The following is a 21,131-nucleotide window of genomic DNA, read 5'->3' on the forward strand; positions in this document are numbered from 1 at the left end:
TGTTGGAGGAACGGGTCGCCGCAGGAGGACGTGCCGCACACGCGGAACGGGCCGCCAACGCACAACCGGGCGAGTAGGAGGAACGGGCCGCCGCCGGAGGACGTGCCGCTCACGCGGAACGGGCCGTCAACGCACGACTGGGCGTGTAGGAGGAACGGGCCGCCGCCGGAGGACGTGCCGCTCACGCGGAACGGGCCGTCAACGCACGACTGGGCGTGTAGGAGGAACGGGCCGCCGGAGGACGTGCCGCTCACGCGGAACAAGTCGGTCAAAAGCACATTTTACCCGTGAAGAACGCTTCTGGCATAATGGCAGCATGGTAGAGTTAAGATTAAAAAAATAGTTTTTTAGAATGATAGAGAGTCCAAAAGTATCTGAATTCTCTATTCTTACATGAAAAACCTCCCTTTTGGGAGGTTTTTGCATGGGTGCAACTTGACTCGTCTAATTATGTCTAAAGCTCTTCTGGCTTTTCAAAATCTTCGCTGAATCTGTCCAGCATCGTAATCGTATCGACAAGATGATTATTAAAGATTTGGCGCGCGACAGCGAGCAATTCAATGATTAGGGGATCGCGGAGTGAATAAATCACACGGTTCCCGTCTTTTTTTCCTGAAACAATATTCTTAGTCCTTAATATCATTAATTGCTGCGAAACGGCAGAGCCTTCACTCCCGACCAGGCTTTGGATTTCATTTACACTTTTGTCGCCTTCCCCAAGCAATTCAAGTATCCTGATTCTTAGGGGATGAGCCAATGCTTTAAAAAAGTCAGCTTTAAATTTTTGCATTTCCAAATCCAATACTTTTTTCCTCCCTTTTACCCCTGCGAATGAATGAGGGCTTGTCTTTTTGAGCCTGCCTTTTGTTTAATTGCTGATAATGTGGCGCATTCCCTGAAAGCGAAATGTTTGCATCCAAGGCATTGGTCTTTATTTAAATGATTCAGTGCAAACTGAATGGCATCTCCCGTTTCAATGAAAAAGTGCTCTTCGCCAATAAAATCATACAAGCCTGTTTTCTTCAGCAGCTCTCTTGGCCCGGGTTTTATCCCGGTGACCAATACTCTTCCGTGAGCCGAGAAATCTTTAACGATGCTGGATAGATGCGACTCACCGGTCGTATCCATAAATGGGACTTTGCCAAGCCTTAAAATAAGGACCTTTGGTTTATAGTTTATTGTATTTAGTATCGTTTGTTCAAATGTTTGTGCCGCTCCAAAGAAGAGGGGGCCTTCTATACTGTAAATACTAATCTGAGGGCAATCATGGGAATTGGCCGTGGCCGGCATGTTTACAGCTTCAAGTTTGCGATTGTTGTTCGGCAAGACTTTTGTGGTAACCAGTGCTTCGCTCATCCGTTTTGTGAAAATAATGACTGCAAGAAGAAGCCCAACCTGGACTGCGACTGTAAGATTGACAAATACCGTTAATAGGAATGTAACGATTAAAATGAATGAATCAAGTGTTTTCGTTTTGAGAACATTGTAAAATATCGTCTTTTCGCTCATATTCCATGCGACAACCATCAGGATCGGCGCCATGCTGGCTAACGGAATCTTTGAAGCAAAAGGCGCAAACATGACAAGTACAACGAGTACAACGAGTCCATGGATGATGCCCGACATTGGGGAAACGGCCCCGTTCTTAATATTGGTGGCAGTCCTTGCGATTGCACCCGTTGCCGGAATCCCGCCGAACAATGGGGCAATCATGTTGGCCATACCCTGGCCCATCAATTCCCGGTTACTATTATGCCTGCTGCCGCTCATCCCATCGGCAACGACAGCCGATAATAAAGATTCAATTGCACCAAGAATGGCAATGATAAATGCGGGTTTAATGAGAAGCTGGATTCTTTCCATCGTTAGATCGGGAAATTGGAATTCCGGCAGCCCGCTAGGAATATCCCCGTAAGTTGACCCAATAGTTGGGACGTGGCCCGGATAGAGATACGCAGCAACCAGAGTCGATAGGATTAGGCCGATTAGAGGGCCAGGAACTTTTGGAAAAAGCTTTGGTGTGAAGAGGACAGTTACTAGGCAAATAGCAGCTGTCGCAATGCTGTATAGGTTCATGCTCTTGGAGTGGATGATTATCTCCCTTACATTGTCGATAAAATATTCATGGTTTTTAACCCCAGCCAGCCCAATGAAATTCGGGATTTGCCCGATGAAGATGATAACGGCGATTCCAGCAGTAAAACCAATTGTTACTGGTCGCGGAATGAATTTTATTAGTGAACCAAGGCGTAGTACTCCCATTAAAAAGAGGATAATTCCAGCCAAGAATCCGGCAATCAACAGATTTTCGAATCCATAGGTCATGACTATTCCAAACAGGATAGGTATAAATGCGCCTGTCGGGCCGCCAATCTGATACTTTGAGCCGCCCAGCAACGAAATAAGAATTCCAGCAATGATAGTTGTATAAATCCCGTATTCCGGCTTCACTCCAGAAGCGATTGCAAATGCCATCCCAAGCGGAATGGCGATAACGCCCACGACAATGCCTGAAATAAGATCTTTTTGAAAGGAGTGAAGAGAATAATTCTTAAATCTTCCGTCAAACGCCAACTTATGCAGCACACTTACACTTCCTTAGTATTGATATTTGTATATTTGATTATTTGAATATACACTAACTTATTTTACGCCATTTAGTTAGCATGTCAATGCTTTTGTTTTATGTCATGACTTTACAATTGCTCATAGGATGATATTCTGAACCAAAAGGCGTGAAAGGAGCTGACAATGTGTTAATTGAATATATTGCCACAACTTTTGAAGATGCCATGCGAATCGAGGAATCCGGGGCGGACCGGATAGAACTTGTATCCGCATTGACAGAAGGAGGGATAACCCCAAGCTATTCCCTTATTGAAGCGGTTGTTAGAGGCGTGAGCATACCGGTGAATGTTATGGTGAGGCCCCATTGCCAATCGTTTGTCTATTCGGCTGCGGACGTAGCAATAATAAAAAATGATATCAAGGTAATCCGGACCTTGGGTGCAAATGGTGTTGTAATAGGAGTGCTTAACGAGGAAAAAGAGATAAACCGTATCGCCTTGGAGGAATTGCTTACGGAGTGTGGCGGTATGGATGTTACTTTCCACCGGGCAATTGACGGGACAGTCAGCCTCAGCCATTCAGTCCGGCTCCTATCCGAATACAAGGAAATTACCAGTATATTAACCTCAGGCGGAAATGGCGATTTAGCGGGCCGCCTTAAGGCTGTCAACGAGATGAAAATCGAATCAGGGAAGGCTGCCATATTGGTTGGCGGCGGTTTAACAAGAGAGAATATTCTATCTGTACATTCCGAAGTAAACACTGGGCATTACCACTTTGGAACAGCAATACGGAAAAACAATAGCCCGATAGAGGGTGTGAACTTGAATAAGGCAAAGGAAATTGTACAACTGTTAAAAGGATGAGAAAAGAGCCTGGATTAGGCTCTTTTTTTCTTTTTAAAAATTATTAATCCGCCTTTAATGGATGCAATTTTCTCTCGGTTCCGCATGGTTTACCTCTTATTGATCGCCTTTACCCAACTTGGAGGCAATGAATGCGTCCAAACCTTCACTGACTTTCTGATTTATTGGGCTCGCATAAACGGCCATGCCAAGCCCGAAAAAAGAGGCGCAACTCAATAAGATGATAAGGATTCGCTTCATCTTTCTTCTCCCCCCATGTTAGAAAATGGTTATTGTTGTTTTTATTTTATCAATTTCTTAATAGTGGAAACTATATATATATGTCCAAAAATCAACGAATGTAAAAATTGAAATGCGGCTTTTTTTTTTTGAAAAAATGAAAAATGTTTGACAATCAAATGCCCATTTGAATATTATATACTCAAATGAATGTTTGAATGAGGTGCAAGATATGGTTCAGCATGATATATGTGAAGTTACCTGTGTCGAGCGAGAGAAAGTAGAGAGGGTTAAGGTCAAGCTTCAGCAGCAAAGTACCGTGGGTGTAGCGAAAATCTTCAAGGCTCTTTCTGATGATACGAGGGTTAGGATTGCCTATGCCCTCGCAATGGAGGATGAGCTATGCGTCTGTGATGTAGCCAATATAGCCGGTTCATCGCTGGCGACGGCTTCCCACCATCTAAGGACACTACGGAACCTGGGCATCGCAAAGTTCCGAAAAGAGGGAAAGCTTGTTTATTATTCCCTGGACGATGACCATGTTAAGCAGCTCATCGAGATTGCATTTGAACATCATGAGGAGGTGGCGGGGCGTGGCAGAAGTTAAACAGACTTTCCGGATCCAGGGACTTTCTTGAGCCAGCTGTGCAACGAAGTTCGAAAAGAACGTAAAACACCTGGATGGTGTTTCTCATGCAGCAGTCAATTTTGGCGCTTCGAAAATAACCGTTTACGGACAAACAACTATTGAGGAAATTGAAAAAGCGGGTGCCTTTGACCGCCTGAAAATCTTGCCGGAGAATGCCATGGAGGAAACAGCGGGGCAAGGACACTTTTTAGAAAAATATGCAAGGGTCCTGGTTTCAGTGGTGTTAGTCCTGCTAGGCTATGTCTCGCATTTGCTGAATGGGGAGGATGCGACTTATACAATTGTGCCATTTTTGGCAGCTATTCTGATCGGCGGATATCCATTATTTAAGACCGGCTTGAGAAACTTGTTCAGGCTTGAATTTGATATGAGGACCCTGATGACAATCGCAATCATCGGGGCGGCGATTATAGGTGAGTGGAGCGAGGGTGCGGTCGTTGTCATCTTGTTCGCTATCAGTGAAGAACTTGAAAAATTTTCAATGGACAAAGCAAGGGCTTCCATCCGTTCACTAATGGATATTGCCCCAAAGGAAGCGCTGATTAGACGGAATGGCAATACATTGGAAATACCTGCAGACGAAATTGAAATTGGCGACATCATGATTGTAAAGCCTGGCCAAAAACTTGCCATGGACGGGATTGTAGTAAAGGGCCATTCCTCGATTAATCAGGCAGCCATCACCGGTGAATCTGTACCTGTTGAAAAAAAGGTGAAGGATGAAGTATACGCGGGAACCTTGAATGGTGAAGGCATCCTTGAGGTAAAGGTAACAAAGCTTGTGGCAGACACAACCATCGCAAAGATTATTCATTTAGTGGAGGAAGCCCAGGCTGAAAAAGCACCGTCCCAGGCGTTTATTGACCGTTTTGCAAAATACTACACCCCAGTCATCATGGCAATCGCGGCACTGGTCGCGATAGTCCCTCCGCTTGCTGTCGGGGCGGAATGGAATACATGGATTTACCAGGGGCTCTCTGTGCTGGTTGTAGGATGCCCGTGTGCCCTTGTCATCTCAACTCCAGTTTCCATTGTAACAGCAATTGGCAATGCGGCCCGAAACGGGATTTTGATTAAGGGAGGCATTCATCTCGAAGAAACCGGGGCGCTGAATGCCATTGCGTTTGATAAAACAGGCACTTTGACAAAAGGGGTTCCGGCTGTAACCGACATCCTGGCGCTTAATGGAAATGATGAAAAGTCCTTGTTTTCCATTTTTGCTGCGCTTGAATACGGCTCGCAGCATCCGCTTGCTTCGGCAATTTTAAAGAGAGCGGATGAGCTAGCATTGGCCTATAAAGATATTCAGGCGGATCATTTCACTTCCATGACCGGAAAAGGAATCACAGCGGAAATCAACGGCATTTCCTATTTTGCAGGAAGTCCGGCCTTTATTTCGGAAGTATGTGAGGAAAAGGTGGATACCCAGCTGCAGGCTCAAATATATAACCTCCAAAAACAAGGAAAGACGGTTATGGCTCTTTGCACTTCTAAAGAAATTCTCGCACTAGTGGCCGTTGCCGATGAAGTGAGGGAAAGCAGCCGGGAGGTTATCGCCAAGCTTCATGATATGGGCATTAAAAAGACAGTGATGCTGACAGGAGACAACGCGGGAACGGCTTCTGCGATCGGCAGCCTTGCCGGAGTAACGGATATCCAGTCAGAACTTCTCCCGCAGGATAAACTTTCGATCATAAAACAGTTGCGGAATGATTACGGGAAAGTCGCCATGGTCGGCGATGGAATAAATGATGCTCCGGCCTTGGCAGCGGCAACTGTAGGTATTGCAATGGGAGGTGCAGGCACGGATACCGCCCTTGAAACTGCTGATCTCGCCCTCATGGGAGATGATCTAAGGAAACTTCCTTTCGCCATAAAGCTTAGCAGGAAGGCATTAACAATTATTAAACAGAACATTACGTTTTCGTTGGCCATTAAACTCGTAGCCCTGCTTCTCGTTATTCCAGGGTGGCTGACTTTATGGATTGCGATATTCGCAGATATGGGCGCGACAATATTGGTCACACTGAACGGCCTCCGTCTGTTAAAGGTAAAGTGAAACTTGCCGCTGGTTCTTCCAGCGGCTTAGTTGAGCCAATCGGACCTTTAAGGCTTAATGTTCTTCTATAGGCTCTTCTGGGGGTATGGCAATGAATAGCAAATGGAACCTGTATATCTATAAGCTATGGTCACCTATTTATGACGTTTTTTTCAATCGCGGCTTATTTTTAAAAGCCCGAAGAGACGTATTTGGATCTTTATCTTTTAAGAAAGGCCAGCGTGTCTTGTTTGTCGGAGTCGGGACCGGAGCGGATTTCCCGCACGTTCCCCTCTCCGAATTAGAAGTAACAGCGATCGATTTTTCAAAGGAAATGCTTGAAAAGGCTCGGGAAAAGACCATAGGCTCGGATATTAATTTATTGGTAATGGATGCGCAAAATATGGCTTTTCCTAAAGAGTCATTTGATTGGGTGATTGGCAGTCTGATTCTATCGGTTGTCCCAGACGGAGAGAAAGCTCTTAACGAAATGGTTAGGGTTGCAAAAGGTGATGGCCATATCCTCATATTCGATAAATTCACACCAAAGGGAAAAAGCCTCAGCCCGTTTAAGAAAATTTTCAGGCCAGCCATCCGTTTTCTCGGGACGGATATCGGGATTTCCTTTGAAAAAATACTTGAAAGCTCAAAAAAACGGGTAAGGATAAAGGATGACAAAGGGATCCTGTTTAACGGGATGTACCGGAAGATTGTCCTGCAAAAGGTGAAAAATCACCAGGAGCATATACATTGGGAGGCTGCTGGACATAAATAAGGAATCTCCCGCTGCTGGCGGAGGGAATACACCAGGGAGGAAACCAGCATGGGACATCATCATTCCCATTCACATGACCATGGGCATGGGCACCATCACCATACAGGAAATAAAAAAGCGCTGCTTTGGTCGTTTGTATTAATTGCATCGTTTATGTTTGTAGAAGTGGCAGGGGGGATTATAACAAACAGCCTTGCCCTGCTGTCCGATGCCGGACATATGCTGAGCGATGCGGCGGCATTAGGTTTAAGCTTTTTTGCGATTAAGCTTGGGGAAAAGGCATCGACACCGGACAAAACATACGGCTACAAACGGTTTGAAATTATTGCCGCTGCCCTAAATGGTTTAACGCTGATTGCGATTTCAATCTATATTTTTGTCGAAGCTTTCCACAGATTCAGGAACCCGCCTGAAGTGCAGAGTTTAGGGATGCTCACGATTTCCGTCATCGGCCTGCTTGTAAATATCGGAGCCGCTTTTATTCTGATGCGAGGGGATAAGGACGACAACCTTAACGTCAGGAGCGCATTCCTTCATGTCCTTGGCGACATGCTGGGATCGGCCGGTGCGATAGTTGCCGCGCTTCTGATTTATTTCTTCGACTGGGGAGTTGCGGACCCTATTGCAAGTGTTGCAGTCGCAATCCTGATTATCATTTCCGGCTGGAGAGTGATAAAGGATTCAATCCATATCTTGATGGAAGGCGCGCCTTCACAAATTGACGCTGCCAAGCTGCGCGCTGCCTTATTAAACATTCCTTATGTAAAAGACGTCCACGATCTTCATATTTGGTCGGTGACATCAGGGATGCCAATGCTGAGTTGCCACATTGCGATTTCTTGCGATGGTTTGCATGATACCATACTGCGGGAGGCACAATCCCTTCTTCATGACCAGTTTGGCATCGACCATAGTACCATTCAGGTTGAAAGCGAAGACGAGGGCTGTCCTAGCAATCATGGCGTTTGCAACTAAATGAACGGAAAGACCTCAGTTTTTATTAAACTGGGGTATTTTTTTGTTGGCCCCCAATAAAGAACATCCCATTTTTACACTTGAAGACCATTTTGATCTCTTTCCTGGTTTAAAATGGTCATCATTAGCGTTATGAAAACCGTTTTGTCAGGCGTTTCTGCTTGAAACGGTCATTCATTTACCATGTTTTGAAAAGTTAAGAGATAAAAAGTAACTATTTCCGGTTTTTTTGAGGACTTGATACCGGATATCGAAAATATTTTTAATTTATCGAAAGTTTAAGGATGGATATCGAAAGAATTTTCAATATATCGAAAGTTTAAGGATGGATATCGAAAACCGTCAAAATTCCGACACATTTTTACAGCGGGACAGTAGTGATGCAGCTCGCTTTTGCGCACAGCCACTGTGGAGAAATGGATGATGAATAATACCGAGTAATTATATAGAGCATAATAAAAGCTATCAGTATGTCCCTACTAACGCTAATTGTAAAAAAGCGTTTGATTAGACACTAAGTATGGAAAGAGGTACATTTATTACAGAATAAGTGGGTTGAAAGAGTGAATTGCCCGTCGAATAGGAAGAGGGGAGCAATCTAAAGTGGCTACTGAAAAGCAAACTGCCAAACAAGAAATGAATGTGGGCGGCCTGGACTTTAAATGGAATCTGCAGGAGGGCCGATTCATTTTCGAAGGTGAAGATGCCGTCCTATTTTGGATTACTTCTGCGATGAGAACATTTTTTGATACGATAGAAGAGGTTTCCGGCGAAGAAGCCGGCGCTTTGGTGCTTGAAACTACCGGTTTCCGCCAAGGGCTGGTTGTAGGTGAGTATTTTGCTAAAAATCATGTGTCACCTGAAGAAGCATCCAGGCTAATTCCTTATACATATGCATCGGCCGGGTGGGGCAGGGCGGAAATTAAACAACTTAACCTTGAAGATAAAAAGCTATCCATTGAACTAACGGATAGCTGGGAATATAAAATTAATAAAGAACAGGGAAAAAGCGCAAGCGGTAAATATTTGGCCGCCCACTATGCGGGAATTTTCACAGGACTTCTGGGAACGAACATTTGGTATAGGGTAGTGAAGGACCAGTTAACAGGCGCCGAGTGTACAATTGTGGAGTATTTTCCATCTGAAATAACAGTTTCGAGCAATATCCATCAGCTTGCCAGGAGAAGAGAATCAGAAAAAATCCGTGAACTTGAACTATTGGTGGAGGAAAAAACAAAGGATTTACAGGATCTTGTAAAAGAGATATCGTCTCCAATTATTCCTGTCTTAGAGGGAATCGTCGTTGTTCCGTTAATTGGGAAGTACGATGAAAGCCGTTCCGAAAACCTTCTTGTTAAAACACTTTTCAATTTGCCTAAACACAATGCGAATTATTTGATCCTCGACTTAACGGGGCTTGACCATAATCACGATATGGGGGAGTACGGCTTTGACTTTATTCAGAAGCTGGGCTCGGCTGCCTCCCTTGTCGGCATTGAAACAATCCTTGTAGGTATTTCTGCCGAGCTAGGGGCTTTGGTCACACACTCCCAAATCAATCTATCCAAATTCCAATGCTACCAAACCTTGCAGTATGGCATTTATTATGCGCTATCCCAAAGCGGCAAGAAAATTATTTAAGTAACAATTGGCAATGCCAGCAAGTGGTGTTGCCTTTGTTGTTCCAAAACAAAAAGGCCGCTGCCGGCCTTATTTTAACCTCAAGGATGAGGAATCAGTTAAGTTAAGTTGACACACCAACTCACTGAGTGCAATTGTGACTAAGTCACGCTCTGTGTAGTCAAAAGTATCCAGAGGAGAGATTTGGTTTCGTTCAGCTAATTTTTCTCTTATTTGCTGGCACATCCAAAGGTGATAGTCTGAAAGCTCAACCTGTTTAAACAATAATCAATCCCTCCTTTCTGATACTTCCGTCCTTATGGAAGCCTCCTTTTCATTATCCCCAAATTAAAAGTACAGCAAACCTTTGGGAACGGCCAATGACCTGTTTTCTATCAGGAAATATTTGGGATACCGTTAATTTCAGCCTGGTTTTTTTACAGGTTTGATATGAGTAACAAGGCCATCGTAATCCGTGATATAAAATTGGATTTTTGGTTGTTCCTTTAAATAATGGTTCTGCAAAAGCTGATAGTAATTCACCCGTTTGCTGGGATCGAAGGGGAGCATTGGGTATTCGCGTTTTTCCTTGACATACAGGTCCACAGCTATTTGTACCCTATCCATTTCATAAGATATATCCTTATCTGATTCTTCAAACAAATCATACGTCTCCTTGGACATATAAAATTTCTTTGAAGGGATTCCGCCTAAAATGTGGGTGAGTTGGCTAAAGTCAACGCTATTGTCCTCATTGACTAGGATGGTCCTGTAAACACCTTTTGGCAGACTGTCTGAAAATTTTCTGACCGCCTTGCGTACTTCATCAATGCCGATATCGATTTCCGGCCAATCAATCGCTGCCTTGCCAAGGGGCTTTTTTTGTTTATAATTTTGGTTTGTTCTGAAGTATTTCAATGCCATCGAATAAACGGCAAACCCGCCAAGTCCAAGGCCGGCTGCAAGTCCAAGCAGGGTGAATATGGGATAGATGGAAAAATAACCGTCAAGGAAATCACCGGCCATATAGCCCAGGAGAACAGAAAGTGCGATTGCCACAGCAAATACCATATAGAGAAACAACGCTTTCACGGGAGAGTTTGTAAAATCGGTCCACTTGTTTCCTTTTAAGAACCCGGTTTCTTCAAGAAACTTTGAAACATCTTCATTTAATTCAGAGGATGCATTGTTTTCTTTAAGAAATTCGCTCAGGCATTCCTTAAGAGACTTGGTTTCATTTTTCAAAATATTGGCCGAAGTTTCAAAGTCGCCATTTTTGTAATGGACGTACAGTAGATCTTTCTCAAGGCGAAGCTCAAAATGTTCCTTCACTTTTCCAAAGTTTTTCGAGAAGGTTTTGTTCATTTTAATAAGCCCCCTGATATAGTTTTGGCTGGCGCGAATTTTTCATGCCATCATGATGGAAAGGCACTGTGAAATAGACAAACTCCACGAAGATACTGGATTGGCCCTCTGTTTCAATAGAAAACGGGTCGCTAAAGCTGTTTGAAATTAATATCGATAAAGAAGGTGGGATATTCTCCGTCCGAAGCGGTTAAACATTTGTGGAAAGGGTATAAAATGTAAGAGGCTCTCTGAGGATTTGTTGCTAAATTCTGCATTCTACAGTTTAATAGTAACACTATTCACACATTTTTTGTAACAGATTGACTTAAGTTTGTAAAATTGGAAAATAGAGGTAATTCTGGTGCGCTCTGAGTTATTTCAATAAAAAACCGGAAGCAATGGATGCTCCCGGTTCTCAAACCCAAATTCATTTAAGCCGCCTCTTCTTCATACCGAATGGCTAACTCCTCAATGGATTCATCATAAAAAAAGAACGTATTGGTTTTTTCAAAAAACCAACTGTCGCTCGCCTCAACATAAAAGGTTACGCCATTTAATTCCCTCAAATAGCAAGGGTCGGTTGGGGGTTCGGCAGAAAGGGCAAGGCTGAATCCTTTGTGTTGAAGTCCGAAACCATCATATTGCGGGTGCAAACGGATGCTGATTGGTTCTTTAATTCCAAATTCATTCGCAAACCAGGAGAGAGCCTTTTTATCAAATGATAAATACATATTATCCACCAGCCTTTGCGGAATTTTTTAGAAAAACTGTATTCTTGATTTAAGAGTACTCTCTTGTTGAGCAGCATAACTATGATAATTTTCACACCCATGGCGAGTTATACCCACAGTTCATGAATCGTTCATGATTTTCTCTGATTTGTAACATTATTACAGGGTTAACGGTGTTAAAATGAGAAAAAAGCGAAGGAGCTTTCACAAAATGGACGATACTAACAACAAGTTTCAAGATGCGGTAAATGATATAAAGAAACTAATCGACTCGTTCGGTTCTACATTGGAAAATATAGAAAAACGGTTAGCACGGCTTGAAAAGGTAGACAGCATTGAACACCGTGTTGCCGTAAATCAGATTGATTTGTCTGATATAAAAGAATCACTCCTGAGGATTGAAGAAAGGCAGACGGATGAAATTTTGAAGACTGTTAAAGAAATAAGGGAAGCGACTGGCGGGCCGGCGCGCGAGGAAATCAGGCATATTAACCGCAGGCTTGATTCTCATCTAGTCAAGCTGGCAAAGGCGGAAGAGGAACTAATTATTATAAGAAATAACCGTTAGGTCTTCACGAAATTTGAAAAAGTCGAGTGTCATCAATCGAAAACTGCCGGATAGGACGGCAGGGAGAGAGTTGCTCCCAAAAAGTAAAGGCACTTCCCGAGTTATCGGGAGGTGCCTTCTTTTGCTTATTATGACAGGATGCCGGGATTTGCAATCGGGACCTGTGATATGGCTGGTTCTGTTTGTTCTGCCAGTTTAGTAACTTCAATGTAGCGAATGTGATGTTCTTCCATCTCAATGATTTTGAATTCATAGGCACCGCGGGTAATGATATCCCCTTCGCGTGCTTCGAAATTTTCAGTCAGGATCCATCCGCCCATGGTATCAACATCGTCCTCCTGAAGTTCCAGGCCAAGCAAGTCGTTGATTTCGCTGACAAGAACTTTGGAATCTATAATATAATGTCCATCCTTCATTTTTCGAACCATCGGAACTTCGTCCATGTCGAATTCGTCTCTAATATCGCCGACGATTTCCTCGAGGATATCCTCTGCAGTAACAAGGCCTGAAGTGCCCCCATATTCGTCCATCAGGATGGCCATGTGAATCCGATCCTTCTGCATTTTGACAAGCAGTTCATGGATAGGGATAGTATCAATGACGCGGATAATTGGCCTTGAGTAACTCTCAATTGTTTTATCCGGTATTTTCGTTTCTCCTATTAGGTCTGTCAAAATTTCCTTAATATTGATTTGTCCAATAATATGGTCCTTATCGCCATCAATTACCGGATAGCGTGTGAATTTTTCCTCTTTTATTATAGCGAGGATGCTTTCAAGCTTGTCATCCTTGGAGAGGGAAACAATTTCTGTCCTTGGTACCATGATCTCTTTGGCGATCCGGTTATCGAATTCAAAAATCTTGTTCACATACTTAAACTCTGATTGGTTTATTTCACCACTTTTATAGCTCTCGGACAGTATAATCCGAAGTTCCTCTTCCGTGTGGGCCAGTTCGTTTTCTGCAGCTGGTTTTAAGCCGAAAAATCTGACAATCACCTGTGCGGATCCATTTAAAGCCCAAATGAATGGATACATCAGCTTGTAAAAGAAGATAAGCGGCCTTGCTGTTAAAAGTGTGATTGCCTCCGCCTTTTGAATGGCCAATGTTTTTGGGGCAAGTTCGCCAACTACCACATGCAGGAACGTAATCCCCGCAAAGGCAATCGAGAACGTAAGGATTTTTGAAACACCTGCCGAAACATTCATTCCATGCAAAATTGGTTCGAGAATCCTTTCCATGGTCGGCTCGGCAATCCATCCAAGGGCGAGCGCCGTGATGGTGATGCCAAGCTGGCATGCTGAAAGGTATTCATCTAGATTTATAATCACTTTTTTTGCTGCGGCTGCGCTGGAACTTCCTTCTTCAATCAACTGGTCAATCCTTGAACTCCTAACCCTGATAATCGCAAATTCCGATGCGACAAAAAAGGCTGTCAAAGCAATAAAAATGGCTATTAAAACCAAGTTTAATATGTCCAATAAATTTCCTTATCCCGCAATTACGGGTAAAGGAGTCACCTCCTGGTAATATAGAAAATCAACTTGTAAATTCCTTCAGGGACTGAAGCAGGGCATTGCCCTCATCATTCAGGTTCTTTGAAACCAGGCCCCTTTTGTGTGTATCTAGTTTTTGGATAAGCGGCAGCAGAGCCGTTAAATCGTCCTGGAGCTGCTTCATTTGCTGAGCAACTAAATAGGCCTGGTCTTCCACTTCCGACTCGCGTATTTTTCCGGCTTTCCTAATTTCCAGCTTTCTCTTAATCTCTTCAAGAGGGAAATGCATATGTTTGCATTCCTCTATATATTTTAGGTCCCAGAGTGCTTCCTCGTTATAAAGCCGGTAGTTGGCTCGGGTCCGATCAGCGTTCAGGAGTCCGATGGAAGTATAGTAATCAATTGTCCTCTTGGATACGCCGGCCCGGTTTGCTAGTTCGCCAATACGATAGATAACCCCATCATACCACCTCGACATGTAAAATTAAGAATAATTATAAATGAAAACAAACTGTACAGTCAAACGTTGTGGTTGCTGTTCAGCATCTTGCTAGCTTGCCAGGCTTGACAGCTGGCTCTCCTAGTCTAGTTCGATTCTTTATCAGTTTATTGTTCAGCTTCCACCCTTATGAGAGAAATAAACGATTCTTCTTTAAAGGCTTAGACATTTGTATGATTCCAGTCCCTGGCCAGCATTCCATAGATAATCAAGTCATGGAATTCATTATACAGCATTTCTCCGTCCCTGACTCTTCCTTCAATTGTAAATCCAAGCCGCTCTGGAATCGCCCTGCTTTTTAGATTGAATTCGCCGCAGCGGATTTCCACACGGTTTAGGTTTAAATCGTTAAACGCATAATTCAAGAGGGCTTGGGTTGAACGGGTCATAATGCCTCTTCCTTCAGCATTTTGTGCGAGATAATAGCCAATGGTTGTATGCTTGTTTCTCCAATCAATATAATGAAATCCAATGGAGCCGACCAGCTCGCCACGATAGCGGATGCCAGTATTGAAACCATTATTATCGGAAAATTGTTTCAGCCACATCGGAATGATTGTTTCATACTGGTAAGGGCTGGACATATCATCCACCCAAGCAAGCCATTTCCTTAAATGCTTCCTGTTTGTATCGACAAGCCGGTATAATTCCTTGCAATCTTTTAACTGAAATAATTGCAATTCTATTTCCTCATCCACCTTAAAGGTAAACATCTTCCATCCCCCTTTTTAACTCTCAACCTAGTATATAACCAGATTATGCCTGTTTGTCCATGTTTTAAAACGGGTATTTAAACGGAAATTATTTTTTTGTGGACATGTAGGGGTTATCTTTTACATTCCAACTAAAAAGACAAAAGGGAACACAATAGGGAGGTTAAAGGTATGAAGTTGACAACAAAAATTATTATCGGACTTCTTGCAGGGGCGATTACAGGTCTTTTATTGAACTTATTTGCTCCGGGGGTTTTCGGTATTCTGGATAAGTTTGTATTTGCTCCGATGGGAAAGATTTTTATTAGCCTTATTACTATGCTTGTAGTTCCAATTGTTCTATTTTCTATTATTCTCGGTGTTGCGGGGCTTGGCGATCCTAAAAAGCTTGGCAGGATGGGATTTAAAACGATTTCCTATTTTCTTATTACTACGGCAATTGCGATTGTGATCGGCCTTATTTTAGCGTTTACTATCAAACCGGGGAATATGGGCACATTTAATACGAAAACAGCAGATTTTAGTGCGGAAAAGGCCCCGCCAATCAGTGACACACTTTTAAATATTATTCCGACAAACCCGATTGACGCATTGGCGAGCGGAAATATGCTCCAGGTCATCGTGTTTGCGATTTTCATTGGGCTTGCCCTCACCGCGCTAGGCGAAAAGACAAAAGGGTTTTACCATTTTGTTGAGCAGGGCAACGACATAATGATGTATCTTGTGAACATGGTAATGAGATTTGCACCCTTCGGCACGTTTGGATTGATTGCTTCAGCGATCGGGAGCCAGGGGTTCAGCGCAATCAAATCAATGGGGGTATATATGATTGTCGTGCTCCTAGGCTTATTTATTCACGCGTTTGTTACGTATGGAGCCGCTGTTTATTTTCTTGGGAACATGAACCCGATTACATTTTTTAAAGGCTTTTCCCCAGCAATGGGTGTAGCTTTCAGTACATCAAGCAGCAATGCGACGTTGCCTGTTTCTATGGAAGCTGCACAGAAAAACCTAAAGGTACCAAAAAGCATTTCAAGTTTTGTTCAGCCGCTTGGAGCAACGATTAACATGGATGGAACAGCCATCATGCAGGGAGTAGCGACGATCTTTATCGCACAGGTGTACAACGTTGACCTTAGTATGACTCAAATTTTGACTGTCATTGTAACCGCGGTTCTCGCGAGTATTGGGACAGCAGGGGTACCGGGTGTCGGTCTTGTCATGTTAGCGATGGTCCTGCAGTCAGTCAATCTTCCGGTAGAAGGAATTGGGTTGATTCTCGGGATTGACAGGCTTCTTGATATGGTCAGAACTGCTGTGAATATTACAGGTGATGCTTCCTGTGCCGTCATTGTCGCTGACGGCGAAAAGCGCCGCGAGGAAAGGGAGAGGCAAAAGGAAAGGCGTGTAAAACAAGCGCCGTCCATCATTCATGAAAAATAACTAAACAGCTGCAAAATTAAACAAACCCGCACTTTGCGAAGTGCGGGTTTATTCTGTTCAAGATGTATACGGGCCGTTATCGGTACGGGCATTTTTCGATTCAATGTAAGGCTCGACATGGATGATCGCATAACGGACACCATGCTTTGATTGCAGCCCTTTTTCGATTGCTTCAGTAATGGCATGTCCCTCAATGATGGTCAGGGTTGGGTCCACCAGGATTGTTGATTCAATCAGTGTCTGATTGCCATGGGTTCGAGCCTTGATTTCCGTTACGCCCTTAACGCCAGGAGTCCCTTTGATGGTGTGTTTAAGTTCGGGAACCTTGCTTACATCAAAACCGTCGGTAAGCGCGTGTGATGCATCCCGGAAAATCTCCCAGGCTGTTTTACAAATGATAAGCCCCACCACAATAGCCGCCAGCATATCCAGCCAAACGATGCCAATTCTTGAGCCAAGGATACCTATTAGGGCGCCAATGCTCACCAGGGCATCCGAGCGGTTGTCCTGTGCGACTGCGTGAATGGCCGCGCTGTTGATTTTTTTGGCAAGCCGTTTGTTATATGAATAAACTCCCAACATAATACCTGCAGAACCTAGTGCAGTCCAGGCAGTCAGCCAATCTGGAACCTGCTTGTTGTCCTCAAAAAAAGATTGGAATCCATTCACCAAAACTTCGATGCCAACACCGAGCATAATAAATGCGGCAACGAGGGAAGCAATTGTTTCCGCACGGTAGTGGCCATAGTGATGGTCTTTATCGGGTGGCTTTCTTGATATTTTTAAGCCAACCAATACTGCGATGGAGGCAACCACATCGGTCATATTATTCAGGCCGTCTGCGATTAAACCTTCCGAGTTTCCAAATTTCCCGGCCGCCAGTTTGCAGGATGACAGCAAAATATAGGCGATGATGCTGATCCAAGCGCCTGTTTCTCCTGCCTTTAATTGGCTGTTTCTATCCATTGGCTGTCCTCCCATAAAATAGTACATGTCTACATTAACAAAAAAAGGAAACCATAATCAACTAGGCATGGTATCAAAGGACTATTATGAAAAAAAAGTGGGGAATACCTTAATAGTCCAATACCCCATGCCCTCGCTGTTAATCCCATCCCGACAGTGTTAGTGTTGTCAGAAGCAGGAAAGAATAGTATAGTAAAGATGGATATCAATTGAATACTTCCACAAGGGGAGCTGCTAAAGCGGCTGAGAGTGAACGATTTTTGAGTTCTGACCCTTTGAACCTGTTAGTTAACGCTAGCGTAGGGATGTGGCATGCCGATAAATGGCAATACAAAATCCTTTAAAAAGCGTTTTTGTATTGCTTTTTTATTTGGCCAAAAAGCCTTCACTGGCACACCCATATCGAAAAGGAAGGTTTCAAACGGATACCCAAAATTATGGGATGATTCATATTTCATCCCGGACAAAGGGGGAAACGTTTATGGAACAAAAACAGAAGACATTATTTTTAGTAGAGGTTGCTGTATTTTCAGCGCTTGCCTTTTTACTCGACCTTGCAGCCAGCTTCTTTTCTTTTAAAATTTGGCCGCAGGGCGGTTCAGTTTCAATTGCCATGGTCCCAATCTTCTTGATGGCTTACCGCTGGGGTTTAAAAGGAGGCTTGCTTACTGGATTCCTGCTTGGCCTTCTGCAAATCGTTCTTGGCCAGGCGTATATCATCCATCCGGTCCAGGGCGCGCTTGATTATCTTGTTGCCTTTACTGTTGTAGGAACCGCGGGGATTTTTGCAAATGCTGTAAGAAATTCAAAGGCTGATGGCAAGAAAACAAAATGGCTTTCCTATATGAGCCTGGGCGTCGTACTCGGCAGCGCTCTAAGGTTTCTAGCACACTTTATCGGAGGAATTGTGTTCTTTGGTGATTCCGCGCCTGAAGGAACTCCAGCAGCACTTTTTTCATTTTTATATAATGGCACTTATATGCTCCCGAACGCAATACTCAGTGCAATTCTAGTGGCCTTGGTTTTTGGGGCTTCACCACGGCTTGTTGCAGGACCGGGAAAATCGCTTAATAGTAATATGTAAAAAAAGGAAGGGCATGCCCCTTCCTTTTTTCTCTATTTAATGCCATTGCAAGTGATCAGCGTGCTTCAAGCATGCTCCGGAATGGCGGGCCCACAATCATGATTCATTACGGAAGACTCCATATATTCCCTTGGAACGCGCTTGCCTATTGAGCAAACAACTTCATAAGGTATTGATCCTATCAGGTCGGAAAGCTCTTCTGCCGATTGAAAACCAATCCCATCCTGGCCGAATAGTGTCACTGTGTCGCCGATTTTGCAGTGGCCAACACCTGTAACATCGATTATTGTCTGATCCATGCAGATTCGGCCGGCAATAGGAGCAAAATGGCCTTTTATCAGGACTCTCCCCCGGTTGGATAGCAGCCTTGAAAAGCCATCGGCATACCCGACTGGCAAGGTGGCGAGCATTGTTTCATGCGGCATTTCCCATGTGCAGCCATAGCTGGCAGGCTGGTAAGGAGAAACTTTTTTTACTGCGGATATCTTCGTTTTAAACGACATTGCCGGTTGAAGCCTGATTGGATGATCTTTTAAGGAAGAGTCCGGATAAAGCCCGTACATGGCAATTCCTATACGAACCATATCGAGATGCATTTCCGGGAAATTCATCGTGGCGGCACTATTGCAGCAATGCCGGAGTGGTATTGAAATCCCGGCACTTTCTATACTCTCCAGTACGTCCCGAAACTTCGCAAACTGAAGCAATGTATAGGGAGAGCAGGAATTATCCGCATTCGCGAAATGGGTGAAAACCCCTTCAAGTTTTACTTCTTTTGCAGCATTCGCCTTAATGGCGACCTCAACCGCTTCCTTGGTGGAAGTTAACCCAAGCCTTGACATGCCGGTGTCAATTTTCAAATGGATGGCAGCCGTTTTATTCAGGCTGCGCGATTGAGATATGATTTGCATAAGCATTTCTTCGCTGAAAACCGTTAGGGCTATCCTGTGTTGAATGGCTGCCCGGATGGATCTTTCCGGAGTATAACCAAGCACAAGGATTGGGTGCCCGATGCCAGCTTTCCTTAATTCCAATGCCTCGTCCAATATCGCAACCGCCAGGTAATCAGCTCCCGCGGAAATGGCAGTCTGTGCAATTCGAACAGCCCCGTGGCCGTACCCATCCGCTTTTACAACCGCCATTAACTTAACCTTTTTTTCGATAAATTGTTGAAATTGCCCAAGGTTGCTTTTGATATGATCCAGTGAAACCTCCGCCCAAGTGTCTCTGAAGCTAGTGAAACCCACCCAAATAATCCCCCTTATTTGAACGTATTGCCCTTTTTTATGAATTCTTAGTAAGGCCGCCTTCAGAATTTTTTTAAAAAACAGCCCCTCTTTCATCCAGAGGGGCTGTTCAATTTGATTATATTAAAGCAAATTCCTTTTCAAGCGCTGTTTCAACTGGAACATACACATATCCAAGATCACGGGCTACCGCTTCATACGTAACCTCTCCATTTGCTGTATTGACGCCAAGCTTTAAATGCGCATTGTCCGAAATTGCTTTTATGACCCCTTTGTTGGCAATTTGCAGGGCATAAGGAACGGTTACGTTTGTCAGGGCGATTGTTGAAGTCCTAGGGACCGCGCCAGGCATATTTGCAACTGAATAATGAACTACCCCGTGCTTTTCATAAACCGGCTTGTCATGTGTCGTTACATGGTCGATTGTTTCGACAACGCCGCCCTGGTCGATGGCGACATCCACTATGACGGAGCCTGGTTTCATCCTCTTAACCATTTCTTCTGTTACAAGTTTTGGAGCTTTTGCACCAGGAATGAGAACAGCTCCGATGAGTAGGTCTGCTTCAGCAACCGCTTCGGCAATATTGAATGGATTTGACATCAGTGTTTTAATTTGCGCGCCGAAAATGTCATCCAGCTGGCGGAGGCGGTCCGCATTCAAGTCGATGATGGTTACATCAGCGCCAAGCCCAATCGCCATTTTAGCCGCGTTGGTACCAACGATCCCACCGCCAATAATTGTCACCTTGCCGCGGTTCACGCCGGGTACGCCAGACAGGAGGATGCCAAGCCCGCCATTTGTTTTTTGTAAAAATTGCGCGCCAATTTGAGTGGCCATTCTTCCTGCAACTTCACTCATAGGTGTAAGAAGAGGGAGTGTCCGGTTTACTTCTACCGTTTCATATGCAATCGCGATAACTTCTTTTTCAGTCAGAGCCTTTGCCAGTGAAGGCTCGGCGGCGAGATGGAGGTAGGTAAACAGGATAAGCCCCGGCCTAAAATAGCTATACTCGCTTTCGAGCGGCTCTTTTACCTTCATGATCATATCTGCCCCGCCCCAAACATCGGAAGCGCTTTCAATTATTTCGGCACCGGCACCAATATATGCCTCATCGGTAAATCCGCTGCCTTGGCCTGCTCCTTTTTCAACAAGTACCTTATGTCCTGAACCAACGAATGAAACGACACCTGCAGGTGTTAGCGCCACCCGATTTTCATTGTTTTTAATTTCCTTTGGAACACCAATAATCATTGCTGTTACCTCCCCTTTGTCATAACCATACGAATTGGTTTGGGATTAGTATAAAGGGATTTAACTATTATTTCA

22 protein-coding genes and 1 riboswitch are annotated in these 21,131 nt (G+C 44.1%); of the genes, 10 read left to right on the top strand and 12 right to left on the bottom strand.

Annotation, left to right across the window (positions count from 1 at the left end):
* A partial coding sequence (locus tag AR337_RS23635; protein WP_216637387.1) for a hypothetical protein occupies positions 1–343 on the top strand: 343 nt, incomplete at its 5' end.
* Between the two features lie 111 nt (positions 344–454).
* On the opposite strand, the gene AR337_RS15165 is transcribed toward AR337_RS23635, so the two are convergent.
* A complete protein-coding gene (locus AR337_RS15165) occupies positions 455–802 on the bottom strand; it encodes a metalloregulator ArsR/SmtB family transcription factor (RefSeq protein WP_059172864.1) in 348 nt (115 codons plus the stop codon).
* A gap of 17 nt (positions 803–819) precedes the next feature.
* Positions 820–2,586 carry a SulP family inorganic anion transporter gene (locus AR337_RS15170; protein ID WP_156424417.1) on the bottom strand — a complete coding sequence of 589 codons (1,767 nt, stop codon included), beginning with the start codon at positions 2,584–2,586 and terminating at the stop codon, positions 820–822.
* A gap of 167 nt (positions 2,587–2,753) precedes the next feature.
* Between AR337_RS15170 and AR337_RS15175 the strand changes: the two genes are divergently transcribed.
* Positions 2,754–3,434: a copper homeostasis protein CutC gene (locus AR337_RS15175; protein WP_082687007.1), complete on the top strand. Its 681-nt coding sequence runs from the start codon at positions 2,754–2,756 to the stop codon at positions 3,432–3,434.
* Between the two features lie 96 nt (positions 3,435–3,530).
* Here the strand turns inward: AR337_RS15175 and AR337_RS23225 are convergent, their stop codons facing one another.
* Positions 3,531–3,674 (bottom strand): hypothetical protein, encoded by a 144-nt coding sequence (locus AR337_RS23225; protein ID WP_156424418.1) that lies wholly within the window; start codon positions 3,672–3,674, stop codon positions 3,531–3,533.
* Positions 3,675–3,885: 211 nt separating this feature from the next.
* Here AR337_RS23225 and AR337_RS15180 point away from each other — a divergent pair, with 211 nt between their 5' ends.
* The 5 genes from AR337_RS15180 to AR337_RS15200 all read left to right on the top strand — a co-directional run bounded on the left by AR337_RS15180 (position 3,886) and on the right by AR337_RS15200 (position 9,731).
* Positions 3,886–4,260 carry a metalloregulator ArsR/SmtB family transcription factor gene (locus AR337_RS15180; RefSeq protein WP_059172865.1) on the top strand — a complete coding sequence of 125 codons (375 nt, stop codon included), beginning with the start codon at positions 3,886–3,888 and terminating at the stop codon, positions 4,258–4,260.
* Positions 4,229–6,361, top strand: coding sequence for a heavy metal translocating P-type ATPase (locus AR337_RS15185; protein WP_082687040.1), 2,133 nt, complete (start codon positions 4,229–4,231; stop codon positions 6,359–6,361). Before AR337_RS15180 ends, AR337_RS15185 begins: the two co-directional genes overlap by 32 nt.
* 91 nt (positions 6,362–6,452) lie before the next feature.
* A complete protein-coding gene (locus AR337_RS15190) occupies positions 6,453–7,115 on the top strand; it encodes a class I SAM-dependent methyltransferase (protein WP_059172867.1) in 663 nt (220 codons plus the stop codon).
* A 48-nt stretch (positions 7,116–7,163) separates the two neighbouring features.
* The gene (locus AR337_RS15195; RefSeq protein WP_059172868.1) at positions 7,164–8,090 is read left to right on the top strand and encodes a cation diffusion facilitator family transporter; all 927 of its coding nucleotides are present in this window, start codon (positions 7,164–7,166) and stop codon (positions 8,088–8,090) included.
* A gap of 636 nt (positions 8,091–8,726) precedes the next feature.
* The gene (locus AR337_RS15200; RefSeq protein WP_059173283.1) at positions 8,727–9,731 is read left to right on the top strand and encodes an STAS domain-containing protein; all 1,005 of its coding nucleotides are present in this window, start codon (positions 8,727–8,729) and stop codon (positions 9,729–9,731) included.
* Positions 9,732–9,800: 69 nt separating this feature from the next.
* Here the strand turns inward: AR337_RS15200 and AR337_RS15205 are convergent, their stop codons facing one another.
* The 3 genes from AR337_RS15205 to AR337_RS15215 form a co-directional block, all read right to left on the bottom strand.
* Positions 9,801–9,995, bottom strand: a complete 195-nt coding sequence (locus AR337_RS15205; protein WP_059172869.1) for a hypothetical protein — start codon at positions 9,993–9,995, stop codon at positions 9,801–9,803.
* Positions 9,996–10,133: 138 nt separating this feature from the next.
* Positions 10,134–11,075 carry an AtpZ/AtpI family protein gene (locus tag AR337_RS15210; protein ID WP_059172870.1) on the bottom strand — a complete coding sequence of 314 codons (942 nt, stop codon included), beginning with the start codon at positions 11,073–11,075 and terminating at the stop codon, positions 10,134–10,136.
* A gap of 413 nt (positions 11,076–11,488) precedes the next feature.
* The gene (locus tag AR337_RS15215; RefSeq protein ID WP_059172871.1) at positions 11,489–11,788 is read right to left on the bottom strand and encodes a HesB/YadR/YfhF family protein; all 300 of its coding nucleotides are present in this window, start codon (positions 11,786–11,788) and stop codon (positions 11,489–11,491) included.
* Positions 11,789–11,999: 211 nt separating this feature from the next.
* Between AR337_RS15215 and AR337_RS15220 the strand changes: the two genes are divergently transcribed.
* On the top strand, positions 12,000–12,356 hold the full coding sequence (locus AR337_RS15220; protein WP_059172872.1) for a hypothetical protein: 357 nt from the start codon (positions 12,000–12,002) through the stop codon (positions 12,354–12,356).
* 128 nt (positions 12,357–12,484) lie between these two features.
* On the opposite strand, the gene AR337_RS15225 is transcribed toward AR337_RS15220, so the two are convergent.
* The 3 genes from AR337_RS15225 to AR337_RS15235 all read right to left on the bottom strand — a co-directional run bounded on the left by AR337_RS15225 (position 12,485) and on the right by AR337_RS15235 (position 15,064).
* The gene (locus tag AR337_RS15225) at positions 12,485–13,837 is read right to left on the bottom strand and encodes a hemolysin family protein (protein ID WP_059172873.1); all 1,353 of its coding nucleotides are present in this window, start codon (positions 13,835–13,837) and stop codon (positions 12,485–12,487) included.
* Positions 13,838–13,895: 58 nt separating this feature from the next.
* Positions 13,896–14,330 (bottom strand): MerR family transcriptional regulator, encoded by a 435-nt coding sequence (locus AR337_RS15230; RefSeq protein ID WP_059172874.1) that lies wholly within the window; start codon positions 14,328–14,330, stop codon positions 13,896–13,898.
* Between the two features lie 182 nt (positions 14,331–14,512).
* Positions 14,513–15,064 (bottom strand): GNAT family N-acetyltransferase, encoded by a 552-nt coding sequence (locus tag AR337_RS15235; protein WP_059172875.1) that lies wholly within the window; start codon positions 15,062–15,064, stop codon positions 14,513–14,515.
* 171 nt (positions 15,065–15,235) lie between these two features.
* Here AR337_RS15235 and AR337_RS15240 point away from each other — a divergent pair, with 171 nt between their 5' ends.
* Positions 15,236–16,507 carry a dicarboxylate/amino acid:cation symporter gene (locus AR337_RS15240; RefSeq protein ID WP_059172876.1) on the top strand — a complete coding sequence of 424 codons (1,272 nt, stop codon included), beginning with the start codon at positions 15,236–15,238 and terminating at the stop codon, positions 16,505–16,507.
* A gap of 57 nt (positions 16,508–16,564) precedes the next feature.
* On the opposite strand, the gene AR337_RS15245 is transcribed toward AR337_RS15240, so the two are convergent.
* On the bottom strand, positions 16,565–17,473 hold the full coding sequence (locus tag AR337_RS15245; RefSeq protein WP_059172877.1) for a cation diffusion facilitator family transporter: 909 nt from the start codon (positions 17,471–17,473) through the stop codon (positions 16,565–16,567).
* A 214-nt stretch (positions 17,474–17,687) separates the two neighbouring features.
* A riboswitch (TPP riboswitch) is annotated at positions 17,688–17,796 on the top strand.
* A gap of 158 nt (positions 17,797–17,954) precedes the next feature.
* Here AR337_RS15245 and thiT point away from each other — a divergent pair.
* A complete protein-coding gene (gene thiT, locus AR337_RS15250) occupies positions 17,955–18,557 on the top strand; it encodes an energy-coupled thiamine transporter ThiT (RefSeq protein WP_059173284.1) in 603 nt (200 codons plus the stop codon).
* Between the two features lie 65 nt (positions 18,558–18,622).
* Here thiT and alr read toward each other — a convergent pair whose 3' ends face one another.
* Both alr and ald read right to left on the bottom strand, forming a co-directional pair.
* A complete protein-coding gene (alr, locus tag AR337_RS15255; RefSeq protein ID WP_059172878.1) occupies positions 18,623–19,804 on the bottom strand; it encodes an alanine racemase in 1,182 nt (393 codons plus the stop codon).
* A gap of 118 nt (positions 19,805–19,922) precedes the next feature.
* Entirely contained in the window at positions 19,923–21,056 is a 1,134-nt protein-coding gene (gene ald / locus AR337_RS15260) for an alanine dehydrogenase (RefSeq protein ID WP_059172879.1), read from the bottom strand.
* Between the last annotated feature and the right edge of the window lie 75 nt (positions 21,057–21,131).

This window comes from Bacillus sp. FJAT-27445, from assembly GCF_001510665.1.
Lineage (GTDB): Bacteria > Bacillota > Bacilli > Bacillales > Cytobacillaceae > Bacillus_D.